The sequence below is a fragment of the Psychrobacter sp. ASPA161_9 genome, assembly GCF_051970275.1.
Lineage (GTDB): Bacteria > Pseudomonadota > Gammaproteobacteria > Pseudomonadales > Moraxellaceae > Psychrobacter.
In genome coordinates, this window is record NZ_JBEFNI010000004.1 from 86,351 (window position 1) to 99,636 (window position 13,286).

A 13,286-nucleotide genomic window follows, 5' to 3' on the forward strand; every position below is an offset into this window, starting at 1 on the left:
GACGTTACAAGCCTAGTCAATAAAGCTTCACAACATTGTTAGAGCTTACCATGCGTCGAAAATTATAGTTTTAATTTTATAGTGAGTAATAAGTACCTGCTACTTACTCTCTGTTAGATATCTGATGTACAGATATATATAGTTGGGTCATTTTAAAACCGATACAGTTCTGCTGGGGTAAATTTTTTGCAGCCTCTGTCAAGCTTGCGAACAGCACGCAATAAAAATTTATACCAGTAGCACGTGACTATTAACGTATCGATTTTATTTCGAACTAACTATATTGGTAACTATTATAAGAGTTACCAATGGAGCGGATTATAAAATCAAATCACAATCATAGGTTGAACAAATTTACATACGTATACAAATTATACTTAATAAGTGGTTAACTTAACGCACAAACATTATATCTTTTAAGTTTTGTAGGTATGACTGGTAGCTTTTAAAACTGTTTTTATATTTGATTATGCATAACCATATTACAGCTGCTTAATTAGATAGCAATATATAAATTTGTGCTAAATCAGATAATCAAATAAAATCGCTGACTAAATATATAGTTATTGCACCTTGTATTTAAAATTCCAACAACTACAAAGCAAAACCAGTATTTTTATAATTAATAAATAACGATTAAATAATGACCGCTTTTTAAAAATTTCTATTAATTTACTATCCACGCCGCCGAAGGCAGTATTTATGACTATCATTGACCAACTTGACCAGACTGTTACCACAGCCGTTTTAGGCGATGATAATAGCGTGGCGCACATCAGTTTGCTTGAACAGTTTTATGCTATTTTAATTACCCGTTTAGCTCAGCCAGCTGTGTATTCACAATTGCTACGTGCTGATCAAGACCTACCAATACAGTCAACTACAAGCTCTACCTTATTCGAGCAGCTTTGGGCGATAGTCAGCCTGCGTCAATTGTTGATTGATGAGTTGGCAGCGACTCATCATGTTGATCCGCAGGCCACTGAGAGTCTTCTGATAAACGCGGCGCCTTTAGCCTATCAAGAGCTCAAAATTCTGGCTAATGGTCAGTTTTTACCTGCATTTTTACAAGCACAGCAACTGTCAGTAAGATCTTATTTGCCAGTATGGGCAGAAGAGGTGATATTACCAATAAATGCAGTCAGTAATGAGATGGGTTTAAACAAAGATACGCTCATTAATAATATTGAAGTAACCGATGCCAATGCCAATGTGATGTCAGACGCTGTTAGTGAGACACAAACAATACCCGAACAAGCATTTGTAACGAATAAGTTGTCTATTGACCCGCTAGAAAGCACTGAAGTCAAAAATGATAAATTATTATTAGATAAAGAGCCGCTCTTGACCAATACTGTAGATGCTCTTCATGCGAACCCATCAGATTATTATGATGCAGGTATCTCTGAGAGTCGGTTAAATGTACGCACTCGTAACCGAAGAAATGATCTAATGGTCCGAGTTTTGATACTAGCAGGTGCGCTAGCAGCAATCGGTCTCGTATGGGCGTTAGTTATTCAACCTAATTATATGACGCCTGCAGCACCCGTTGTAACCTCGCCTGTTGTCATTACACCGGTAAGTGAGCCAGTCGCTAAGGTGTCGATACCAGCGGAGTTAGTAGTTGGAGTAGACGACAGTGGCAGTCTATATAGTTGTACCGCGACTGTTGGCGATACAGAATTGCAAAATGCGCTTAAGCAAGCGTTGAGTATGAGCTTTGGAGAACAAGTAAGTATTTGTGAGCTGAGAGTGCGACAAGGTGTTGCCAATAGCTTATCTAGTATTAATGTAGAAACTCTGCCTAGTATATTTACTCTACTGCGTTCAGTGCCCTTCGCGCGATTACAGTTGCAGCAGGACACTCTTAATCTAGAGGCACCCGATGATACGTTGCTCCAGCGCTTATTGATTGATATGCGAACATTAGTACCTGCTATAGCTATTACGAGTGCTGCGCCTTTACCACTAGATAACAGCAATGGGCTAGCTGATGATGCTAACAATGATATGAGCATGATGAACGGTCGTAACAATGAATTCACAAATGAAAATATACCGTTAGACAATACTTATGACAGCACCTATCCCAACAACAATTTGAGTCGTCATCAGAACTATCAACCCTCAGATGACAATACGAACGACATCATAGAAGTAGCGCCGCCTCGTAATAATAATTCTGACGATAGCTTTGATAGCAATGCCAACAATAACCGTGCATCTACTACCCAAGCAGGCTCTATGTCAGCATCAGAAGTTAATGACTTGGCAAACACTATTATTGTCGCTGAAAAGTTGCGTAATGAAAGACCTGTTGATAAAAATCTAATCCAAGACAGATAGATGTACTATAAAAAATAGAGAAAAATGTTATTAGCGTCAGCTTTCTGGCATTTATTTTCAATATATAGTAGGTTTTGTCTCCAAAGAAAACAGTGCAATTTGACATAAATTTGTTGATTTAAGTATAAATGGATGATGTGAATTAGTAGAGCCCTCCAAAATCATATTCAAAACTTGGCAACTAGATAATGTAATACTTAACCATAAGCAGTTGCAAACGTTTGATTTCTTACACCATTTCTCGTATTTATGTTAGTAATTCGTACTTTATTATCAATATAGTTACGTGCTACATCTGAAAAATTACCTAATGTATCATTTGCACAACAGCGCGTTTGTAGAGATGACTTATTCATTACTCTTATAATACTCATTAGCTGAAGATAATAAATGGTTAAGTGGATTTAAAAACTGACTTGTCAAAAGTGAATAATTCGAAATTAACTAATGTAAAAGTAAGTAAAAAGTAACTAAGTAAAAAATATTTAGTAAATAGCAGATAAAACACTTAAATTTTCACTTTATGCAGTTTGGTTTTATTTATCCATTTATAAGTAAGCGCATAATAGCTAGTTTTTATATTTAATTGATTTAGATATACGTAGTCAACCCAATGTAGCATTAATAAAAAAACTGATCCCAAGTGATGTCTTAATATGGCTAGCGCGGTTGAAGTTGCAATGGTTTTACAGCGGGAAGGCTATACAAAACAACAGTAATTGGAGGGGATATACTATGGATATTATTAGTCATTTGACACGCACTGTTAGCCCAGCAGTCTTAGGAGATGATCGATCTCCAGCTAAGAAAAATTTACTTGAACAGTTTTATGCCATTTTTGCTGCGCGTTTAGCAGACAAAGATACTTATGGTCGTTTCTCTAATGAAACCATTGCTCGTGACGATCAAGGTTTTTATGATCGCGTCTGGACTGATGGCTCGCACCGTGACAATATTTCACGTGAGCTTGCTGGTGCTCATAATGTCGATGCCACTGCGTCGCGTGGTTTAGTGGCTATGGCAGCACCACTTGCTTATCACGAAATTAAAAGTTTAGCAGGTACGACGCCAGTACCGCAGTTTTTGAGTGACAATTTCGCTGATTATCAGCACCATATTCCTGCATGGGCCAGTGCTGTGATACCTGCTGGTATGCTTGCTGCTGTTCCTGCTGGTACACGTATCTCTGATACTACAAGCATGGCTCCGCTACAGCATAAAGAAGAAGAGTCAGGCAGTTTTATGAAAGCGTTACTACCTATTATAGGTCTGATTATATTAGGCGCTTTAGCTTGGGCATTATTGAGAGGATGTCAGGATAATCCCGAGCCTGTCGCAACGCCAGTTGTCACTGAGCAATCAGCTGCCACTGATGAACAAACTGTAGTCGCAGCCGATGTTGAGCCAGCCGCGCTGCATATCTCTACTGGTGAAGCCAATACCTTATATGCTTGCCGTATGAATGTCGGTGATGAAGCGTTACAAACGACAGTTATGAATGCGATGAGTAGCACTTTTGGGAATGAAGCTGATAAGTGCCGAGCGGATGTAGATGATGGCTTTGCAACTGATATGCCAGCTGCTGCTCAATTGGCTTCTATCTTACCAATCATTAAAAGCGTACCAAACGCTAGTATGATTATTAAAGGTAATGAGATTGTTGTTAACTCTGCTGATGCAAGCATACTCGATAAGCTAGTTGCTGATTTGCAAGCCGCTGCTCCAGCGATGACAGTAAGAGCCGAAGGTCCGTTAGACTTACAAGGTGAGGTTGATGATAGCCTAGTGGCAGCAGATGCCGCCATTGACAACCTTGGTGAAAATCCAAATCCCCGCGACGTTGCTCGTGCTTTGAGTATACAGGTGGTTAATTTTGAGCTTGATGCGGCACTTATTCCAGAAGCAAATAAACCATTCCTTGATCGTGCCGCCACTCTTATCCAAGAAGTGCCTGATATGGAGCTGATGATTATCGGCCATACGGATAATCAGGCTTCTAACGCTTATAACATGAAATTGTCTCGTGATCGTGCTGAGGCGGTAAAAGAATATCTTATATCTAAAGGTGTTGATGCGACCAAGCTTACGACTAAAGGTATGGGCGAAAGCGATCCTATCGCTGATAACTCAACCGAACAAGGGCGCTTCCGCAACCGTCGCATTGAGTTTACTGTGTACGATGAAGCTGCCTTAAATAATAATGGAACCAACGGGGCAATCACTAATAATTCTATCGATCCAGATTTGAATCCATTAGATAGTAACAACGATGATTTATTACCTGATGGTGATGATCCAAGTAAAGGTACGGCATTAGATCCAAATGCTCAGTAAAACTAACTACGTCATTAAATTTTAAGAAAGAAAAACCGCACTTATAATTAAGATGCGGTTTTTTATACTGTATATAATATGGCTACATGGGCAAAAAGCCGATTATCTATAAGCCGTCGGATCTAGAGTTTCGCTATTCTCAGTTTCAAACAGTGAACTGTCAGACTGAGCATTAAAGAACGTGTTCAGCACATTGTCTTTAGCTTGCTGCCAGTATTCAAATTGGCGACAAGTAGACTCAAGATCACCTTGCCATGAAGGCACCTGCCCGCACATGGTTTTGATTCGGCTTTGATTAGGATAGGGCAGCTCTTGAGCAGCTTTGGCCGCTTCATGGGCTGCAACACGATCATTACATACGAGTGCAATATCACAGCCTGCTTCAATAGCTGCACGCACACGTGCACTGATATCACCAGCTGCTTGCGCTCCTGCCATACATAAGTCATCAGAGAATAAAACGCCATCGAACTTAAGTTGATCGCGAATAATGTCTTTTAGCCAAATTTTCGAAAACCCTGCTGGCTTGTCATCTACCTGCGAAAATATCACGTGTGCTGGCATCAACGCATCGAGCCACGGTAGAGTCTGAGCAAAAGGCTGCATATCACTGGCTAAAATTTCATCAAGGCTACGGTTATCAATGGCTTCTGCTACATGAGAATCAGGAGCGATAGCGCCATGTCCAGGGAAATGCTTACCCGTAGTCGCCATACCAGCCGCCCTCATACCACGCATAAACTGAGTCGCTAAGGCAACGATTACCTGTGGATCTTCATGAAAACTGCGATCACCGATTACTTGGCTAATACCGTCTCTATCAAGCACAGGAGCAAAGCTTAAATCGATACCTACCGCCAATACCTCAGCTGCCATCAGATAACCACAATCATAGGCGCAACTTAAGGCTTGAGTAGGATTGTGATCGAATAACTCGCCAAGCTTACCCATAGCCGGTAGCGGTGTGAACCCATCACGTAACCGTGCGACGCGTCCGCCTTCTTGATCGACCCCGATTAGAATGTCAGGATTATGACAACGAATATTATCGCAAAGCGAGCGAACTTGAGCCGCATTTGCTACATTGCGAGCGAACAATATTACCCCGCCAACTTGTGCTTGTTTGAGCAAACTGACGTCTTCATTCGTCAGTGCGGTGCTATCGATATCGATCATTAATACACCATACATTGCAAAATCCTTAGAGTGCTGTGCACTTATATTGTTAGTTTTTAATGCTAATTTCTGTTGTTGTCTGATACTAGTTTCTGTTATTGAGTCAATTGATCAAAATGAATAAGCACTACTCTTTAGTTATCAACATATTATGCCAGTTATCAATCCTAAGACCTATCTTGATCTTGCAGGTAGTGTTTGAGGTAGCCAATAGATTTAACTTGATTACCGTTTAGGTATTAAACCATGAGCACAAATTACGTTAGATGACTATAATAAATATGACAGCGAGCACAATAAAGATGACAGAAAGTTTGGTATGTGCAGGCGTAGCGTGTAAGATTGTTTATACAGTTTGAGACAGTTGTAAACTAATGACCATGATAATATTAAATGCTTTTTAATTAGGCGTTGTTAGTAAATTATACTGGCTCGTACAGAAAAAATAAAAACAACGGTAGTGCGTTTGCTAGCTTTTAATGCTAGCTTGATTGATATTACAATCTTAAAAATATGATGAAATTCGTTTTTATTATTGTTCAATTGTATTGGATGCGAATTGGCTTCAATGCTCTCTACTAATAAGCTAAATCAAGAAAAGATATACTTTAGGTATTTTATCACTTAAGACAACTAGGTACATATAATGAAAAAACAACCAGCACAGTGGTTACTCAGCGTAGCGTCAGTTGGCGTCGCGGGTCTTATTTTGACGCAAAGCTATGGCACAGCAGTGGCAAACACTGATACCGCAGGCTTTGCCCAAACTCCTGAACAGAAAATTACAACTAGACAAGTCGCTGCACTACTAGATCGCAGTCATTATCTGAACCAGCCGCTTGATAGCAAGATGGGCAGTGAAATTTTATCTATGTATATTGATAATCTTGATCCCAACCATACGTTGTTTTTGCAGTCTGATGTTGATGAATTTAAAGAAAAATATGCTAGTGAATTTGGTAATCGGCTCAAGCGTGGTGATTTATCTGCCGGCGTAGATATCTTTGAACGCTATCGCAAACGCTCAAATGAGTATTTTGAGATGGCCACAAGAATGCTCAAAACCGACCTTGATTTGACCAGTGATGAAACCATTATTCTCGACCGTGAAAAGCTTAGTCATTTTAAAACCAAAAAAGACCAACGCGATTATTGGGCGCGTCAGCTAAAATTCCAGTTGATGAGTATTACGTTGGGTCAAGAAAGCGAAAAAGGTAAAGAGCAAATATTCTTAGATAATCCTGATATTACTCGTGGTCAAGACTTAGTTCGCGATGATCAGCGTACGCCAAGCGAGATTTTACTGAACCGCTTGTCACGTCAGCAAGGGCAGATGAAACGTCTTAAAGATAACGAAATCATGGAAACGGTACTAAATACCGCTATGCTTACCTATGATCCGCATAGTAATTATTATGCACCTATTCAAGCGACCGAACTACAGATTCAATCGAGCTTGCAGTTAGAAGGCATTGGCGTCTCTATTCGTCCAGATCGTAAAAATCCAGACTATACGCGTATCGTTACTTTAGTCGATGGCGGACCTGCAGCCAAAACCGGACAAATAAAGCCTAACGATTTGATTGTTGGTATTGCTGAAGATGGCAAGACTATGACCGATGTGGTCGGCTGGTCGACACGTGAGATTGTAGGCTTGATTCGCGGTAAGCGTGGAACGTCAGTAACGCTCAAGTTGCGTCAGCCTAGTGCGCCGGAGGCAAGCGCCCGTACCGTCACTGTGGTTCGCGATATTATTCAGCAAGAAGAATCGGGCGTAACCCAGCGTGTCGTAGAAGTACAGCGTCCTAATATTGATGCGACACCAAAACGTATTGGTGTGCTTGAAATACCAAGTTTTTATCTGAATTATCGTGCACGTCGTAATGGTGAAGATTATCGCAGTGTCAGTATCGATACTGAAAAGGCTTTAAAGGAATTAAATAAAGAAAATATCGATGGCCTCGTAGTCGATCTACGTAATAACCCTGGTGGCTCATTGGATGAAGTTGCGAAGATGTTAGGGCTATTTATTAAGAGTGGGCCATTAGTACAGATTCGTGATAACCGTGGCAATATTCAAGTGTATCGCGATGACGATGGCGGCAAACAGCTATATGATGGCAAGATAGTTGTCCTTACTAACTTAGCCTCGGCTTCTGCTAGTGAGATATTTGCCGCAGCGATTCAAGATTATGGCCGAGGCCTAGTTGTTGGTAGTACCACAACTGGTAAAGGCTCTGCACAAATTCAGCTAGATAATCTGGCTTTGGGTTCTGCGACTTTGACCCAGCGTAAGTTCTACCGTATCACTGGTGGTAGTACACAAAATAAGGGCGTCGTACCTGATATAGAGTTGGTCAATATCTATGATGATGCTACCTTTGGTGAGCGCGCACAGAAAAAAGCATTGCCATGGGATACTATCAGAACGGCTGCATACAAGCCTGAGGGTAAGTTCAGCTCAAACACGCTTGCAACATTAAATCAGCAATCTAAAATTCGTCAGCAACAAAATCCGCAGTTTGTCTATCTATCGACCTTGAACGACATTCGTGATATGGAAGATGAGAAAAAACCTATTGAACTTGATATCGACAGTCGCCGTGCGAAAATGAGACTAATCGAAGAGCGCTCACTACAAGCTGAAAACAAGCGTCTAAAAGCTACTGGTGAGCGTCCGTATGCCAATTGGAACACTTATCAGGCAGCAATGGATGCAAAATTTGAAGAACGTAGTCAGATGAAAGCTGATAAACGTCCGCAGTTACCTGAGGATGAAGCTTTCATCAATGAAGCGGCTTATTTGATGCTTAGTGCTGATCCCAAACTGACAGCTAGCCCTGAAGAGAAGCTGCAAACGGCTATAAAACCTTAGATAAAAAGCAGTGTAAGTATATGCTTACACGCAATGACGCTATAGCCTCTTACCACAGATAGGGTAATCTGCGATTATAGACCCACTGCACAGTTTGACGATACTATTTTTGATACTAGGGATTGGTATTTATAGGTTGTCTATAAATTGTTTCAGGGATGGCTTGCTGATTACGGATGATAAGGCTGGATGCCTGTCAGTTATACTGTATCTTGGGATTGGATATGGCATAGCATTAACAAGGATGGTTAGTAACAGAAACCGCGTAGCGCTTGCCGTTATGCGGTTTTATTACGTTTATAAAAGCATAATCTAGGTGAAAAAAACGTTTTTAATTATTATAGTTGAGTCTTACTAAAGGTTTTTTATTTAGTAAAATGAGCCCATAAAAAAGCCAGTAGCAATATCTACTGGCTTTTCTCATTTAAACAACAAGTAAATTAATTTACCCGTCGTTTAATTCTCTATATAACTTACAATAGATTAGTGCTCAACGCCACCTGCACCATGTACATGGCCGTGGTTTAGCTCATCTTCAGTTGCTGCACGTACTTCTTGGATTTCTACATCAAAAGTTAGACGCTTGCCAGCTAGTGGATGGTTAGCATCAACAGTAACTTCGTCATCAGTAACTTCAGTAACCGTCACTAGCATTACTTGGCCGCCAGCTTCTGACTGGAACTGCATACCAGGCTGAATATCATCAACGCCTTGGAAGTTATCACGTGGCACATGCTGCACTGCTTGTTCTTGATACTCACCATAGCCATCAGCAGGCTCAACAACTGCATTGACTCGTTCGCCAGCAGATTTACCTTCTAGCTGTTGCTCAAGGCCTGGAATAATGTTGCTATGGCCATGCAAATAAGCAAGTGGTTGACCTTCTGGAGATTGGTCAAGAATGTTGCCTTCGTCGTCTTTTAGGGTGTAATTGAATTTGACGGCAGTGTCTTTTGCGATAGTAGTCATAAATTATCCTAAATATATCTATATAAAAAATTAAATGCGGTTGCAATAAACCTAAAAAAGCCAATCAGTAAGCTCAAAGCCATATCATTAGTCAATTATCATCAGTTTATTTTAGTTTATCAAAGTAACTTTAGCAGTTAGCATCTTTAATAGAGATGGTCGTAATAACTTTCAAGGCAAAAAACATAAAAAATATAAATATTAATGAAATTAATCCAATTATTACTATATAAGTTACTTATAGGCAGTTCGGAATAATATAAATACGGCTCTGTTAACATGTTACTAGTATAAATTTTCCTCGCTTGCTGTGCGCTTTGCCAGACAGAGGCTTGAAAAAATTTATCCCAATAACTCTGTATTCTCTTCAAAGTGTATTGACTATATGTCTCTTTTCTTATCAGTTGCGTTTTCTTCTCGAGGCTTCTACCATAACCTTAAACACCATAATAAGAATTTACTATGACTTCAGTATCTAGTTCTTCAGACAACCAATCAAATCAGCATGATTCGCGTAAATCGGCCACTGACATCAGTTATCGACTCGATTTCACTCGCTTTTCTGAGCATTTAGTCGATATTACGCTCAGCTTTATCGCAGAGACGACATCGCCGTGTTTATGGCTGCCAGCATGGATACCCGGCAGTTATTTGATGCGTGAATTCGCTCGCAATATTACGGCAGTTCATTATCAAATAGAAAACGTAGCTAATAGTAAGGATAGTCATCCTAAACATCGCGCCTATAAAATTGATAAAAACACTTGGCAATTACCACAGGTTGAAGTAGGGCAGACGTTGAGGGTGCATTATGAAGTCTACTGCTACGACTTATCGGTACGCACCGCTTATGTCGATCAGCAGCGTTTGTATGGTAACTTTACTTCGCTCGCATTAGCCGTTGAAGGACAGGAGCTTAAACCAGTACAAGTGAGTCTTATTGTGCCCACAGCATTTACAGCCGGTCAACAGGTAATGGACGATGATTTGAAAGGCAAGGATAATAGTGATGTGGTGCTGGCATGTGGTCTTGAAGCCACTCATCTACACATTGATGCGCAGGATGGGAGTAGTAAGCATGGCTACAGTCTACAGGCAGACAGCTACCATGAGCTAATAGATCATCCGTTTGAGATTGCAGCTCAAGAGTCGTTTAGTTTTATTATTCAGGATGATGGGCATCAGACATTGAGTCATCGCTTTTTTATCTCTGGCAAACACCATGCAAACATGGGCCGGTTGCAGCAAGATGTGACTCAGATTTGTCAGGCTTATGTGAATTGGCTAGGCGATGCGCCATTTGACGACTATACCTTTATGACTTATGCCAGTGGTCAAGATTATGGTGGCCTTGAGCATATTAATTCAACCAGCCTAATCACGCCGCGTCGTGACTTGCCAAGTGTTGATGAACCTAAAATACCAAGTACCGACTATCAGCGCTTTTTAGGTTTATGTAGTCATGAGTACTTTCATTCGTGGTGGGTCAAGACCGTGCGTCCAGATGTCATGCTAGACGTAGATCTGCGTAAGGAAGCCTTTACGCCATTGCTATGGGTGTTTGAAGGCTTTACTTCTTATATTGACGACTTTATGTTGCAAGCCTCAGGGGTAATTGATAAAGCAAGTTACCTCAAATTATTAGCCGAACAAATTAATCGCTATTATCAGACTGATGGTCGCGCGCACCAAAGTGTCGCAGAATCAAGCTTTGATGCTTGGATTAAGCTTTATCGTAGCGATGAAAACACCGGTAATGCAGGTATCAGTTATTACAATAAAGGCGCATTGGTCGCGTTATGCTTAGATCTGACGTTGCAGCAAAAAAGTGCTGGTCGCTATCGTCTATTCGATGTGGTGAAGGCGTTTTATAATCAAGCAAAGAAAAACGACAATAAGCGTATTGGTATCAGCAGTGCCGATATGAGTACGGTGATTGGTCAGTTTATGCCAGTAGCAGATTGGGAAGATTTTGAGCACCGCTATGTCAATGGCGTAGAAGAGTTACCTCTTGAGCAACTACTGACAGCCAATGGCATTAAAATCCATGTTGACATCAAAGATACCGCAGATAAAAAAGTACCTTGGGGCATGCGCTGTAGCGAGACGCCAGCCGGTCTAAAGGTCAATCGAGTACAACGCGGTAGTGCCGCTGCAAAGTCTGGAATATCTGCTCATGATGTTATTGTCGCTATTGATGGTATCAAGGCTGATAACAAGCAATTAGTGTCTTTAAGCAACGCTCAGCATGAGGTTCGCTGTCATTTGTTTCGCCGTGATGAGCTGATGCGTGTCTCCGTATTACCTAAAGCTGCTGTGCAAGCGCAAGATAATATAGAAAAAGCGTTGCCACATAAAATAAATCTGAGTTTGGCAAGAATGGATAAGTTTTCAGAAGAGAGCGTAGACAGTACTGACATCGCTCCAGCTTGGCAAGGATGGCTTGACGGGATGAAGCGCTATCAGCAATAAACCTACTAAGCTGATAGCGATTAATAAAATAGCAATTATCTATCTATGGTAATGAGAGGAATTAAAAAACCCTTGCTAAGCAACGATGCCTAGCAAGGGTTTATATTAGTAGATGTTTAAACAAAGTAACGAAACATATTATTAAACCTTCAATGAGTTTAATGGGCTTTAGCTAGTAGGTTGCTTAACTTGTTCTTGCGTATCAGCTTCATGATCAATAGTGCCATCCTTAACAAGAACATCGTTGGTATCATGCTTAGCAATCCAGTCTTGCATGATTTCAATCTCAGGCTGCTGTTCATCAATAATTTGCTGTGCCAGCTTACGCATTTCTGCATCAGTACCGTATTTTAGCTGAACCATTGCCATATCTACTGCGCCTATATGATGTGGTAACATGCCGCGAGCGAACGCCATATCAGGTACAGGGTTTGCGATACCCAGTGTCATCTCGCCATGCATTGCATCCATACCCTTGGCATACGCTTGCTGCATTGCCTGAGTATCAGGTTTAGGTTTAGCCGCATCAGGGTGGCTGGCAAGCCATTTGTTCATGATATCGATTTCAGTTTGCTGCGAATCAATAATTTCTTGCGCCAGCTTACGCATCGCCTGATTAGTACCGTATTTCAGCTCAATTTTTGCCATTTCCACCGCACCACGATGATGTCCCAGCATTCCCTTAGCAAATGCAGTATCTGGATCATTATAGTTCATCCCAATCATCATCTCATCATGCATTCTAGTCATCGACTTGGTGTAGTCTTTGAGCATATCGCTCATTTGTATATCATCAGCGCTCATGTCGACATTTGACATGTCATGGCCTGCATGTGCCTCTATCGTTTGAGCGTCGTCTGTTTTAGATGTCTCGATTGAGGGTGCTACCACCTCTTCTATTTTGGTAGATTCAGTATTTTCAGTCGCTGGCTGACAGGCACTCAGCGCGAGTACCGATGCTACGCTAGCAGCGAGAATAGCGAAACGATAGTGATAAGAAGAGGTCATGACATATCCTTAACATAAACAAGCAAGTCAAACAGTCAAATAGATTAACAGTTTGACGAATTATAGAGCTGAAACACAACAAATAATGAATCTTAGCAGATTAACC

7 protein-coding genes are annotated in these 13,286 nt (G+C 40.9%); 4 read left to right on the top strand and 3 right to left on the bottom strand.

The window, feature by feature from the left end:
* Positions 1 to 702 precede the first annotated feature (702 nt).
* Positions 703 to 2,346 carry a hypothetical protein gene (locus tag ACTQ9S_RS06385; RefSeq protein WP_440454458.1) on the top strand — a complete coding sequence of 548 codons (1,644 nt, stop codon included), beginning with the start codon at positions 703 to 705 and terminating at the stop codon, positions 2,344 to 2,346.
* 735 nt (positions 2,347 to 3,081) lie between these two features.
* Entirely contained in the window at positions 3,082 to 4,680 is a 1,599-nt protein-coding gene (locus ACTQ9S_RS06390; RefSeq protein ID WP_068034226.1) for an OmpA family protein, read from the top strand.
* A 102-nt stretch (positions 4,681 to 4,782) separates the two neighbouring features.
* On the opposite strand, the gene nagZ is transcribed toward ACTQ9S_RS06390, so the two are convergent.
* Positions 4,783 to 5,871, bottom strand: coding sequence for a beta-N-acetylhexosaminidase (gene nagZ / locus ACTQ9S_RS06395; RefSeq protein WP_440454459.1), 1,089 nt, complete (start codon positions 5,869 to 5,871; stop codon positions 4,783 to 4,785).
* A gap of 631 nt (positions 5,872 to 6,502) precedes the next feature.
* Between nagZ and ACTQ9S_RS06400 the strand changes: the two genes are divergently transcribed.
* Complete coding sequence (locus tag ACTQ9S_RS06400) at positions 6,503 to 8,731, top strand: carboxy terminal-processing peptidase (protein WP_440454460.1); 2,229 nt, start codon at positions 6,503 to 6,505, stop codon at positions 8,729 to 8,731.
* Between the two features lie 483 nt (positions 8,732 to 9,214).
* Here the strand turns inward: ACTQ9S_RS06400 and ACTQ9S_RS06405 are convergent, their stop codons facing one another.
* Positions 9,215 to 9,700, bottom strand: a complete 486-nt coding sequence (locus tag ACTQ9S_RS06405) for an FKBP-type peptidyl-prolyl cis-trans isomerase (RefSeq protein ID WP_068034232.1) — start codon at positions 9,698 to 9,700, stop codon at positions 9,215 to 9,217.
* 462 nt (positions 9,701 to 10,162) lie between these two features.
* Between ACTQ9S_RS06405 and ACTQ9S_RS06410 the strand changes: the two genes are divergently transcribed.
* Positions 10,163 to 12,172 (top strand): M61 family metallopeptidase, encoded by a 2,010-nt coding sequence (locus ACTQ9S_RS06410; protein ID WP_440454461.1) that lies wholly within the window; start codon positions 10,163 to 10,165, stop codon positions 12,170 to 12,172.
* A gap of 168 nt (positions 12,173 to 12,340) precedes the next feature.
* On the opposite strand, the gene copM is transcribed toward ACTQ9S_RS06410, so the two are convergent.
* On the bottom strand, positions 12,341 to 13,180 hold the full coding sequence (gene copM, locus ACTQ9S_RS06415; RefSeq protein ID WP_350655496.1) for a CopM family metallochaperone: 840 nt from the start codon (positions 13,178 to 13,180) through the stop codon (positions 12,341 to 12,343).
* Positions 13,181 to 13,286 lie beyond the last annotated feature (106 nt).

Excerpts from the sequence above, each read along its gene's own strand:
- ACTQ9S_RS06385 (WP_440454458.1), top strand. The coding sequence starts at position 703 with ATGACTATCATTGACCAACTTGACCAGACTGTTACCACAGCCGTTTTA.
- ACTQ9S_RS06390 (WP_068034226.1), top strand. The coding sequence starts at position 3,082 with ATGGATATTATTAGTCATTTGACACGCACTGTTAGCCCAGCAGTCTTA.
- nagZ (WP_440454459.1), bottom strand. The coding sequence starts at position 5,871 with ATGTATGGTGTATTAATGATCGATATCGATAGCACCGCACTGACGAAT.
- ACTQ9S_RS06400 (WP_440454460.1), top strand. The coding sequence starts at position 6,503 with ATGAAAAAACAACCAGCACAGTGGTTACTCAGCGTAGCGTCAGTTGGC.
- ACTQ9S_RS06405 (WP_068034232.1), bottom strand. The coding sequence starts at position 9,700 with ATGACTACTATCGCAAAAGACACTGCCGTCAAATTCAATTACACCCTA.
- ACTQ9S_RS06410 (WP_440454461.1), top strand. The coding sequence starts at position 10,163 with ATGACTTCAGTATCTAGTTCTTCAGACAACCAATCAAATCAGCATGAT.
- copM (WP_350655496.1), bottom strand. The coding sequence starts at position 13,180 with ATGACCTCTTCTTATCACTATCGTTTCGCTATTCTCGCTGCTAGCGTA.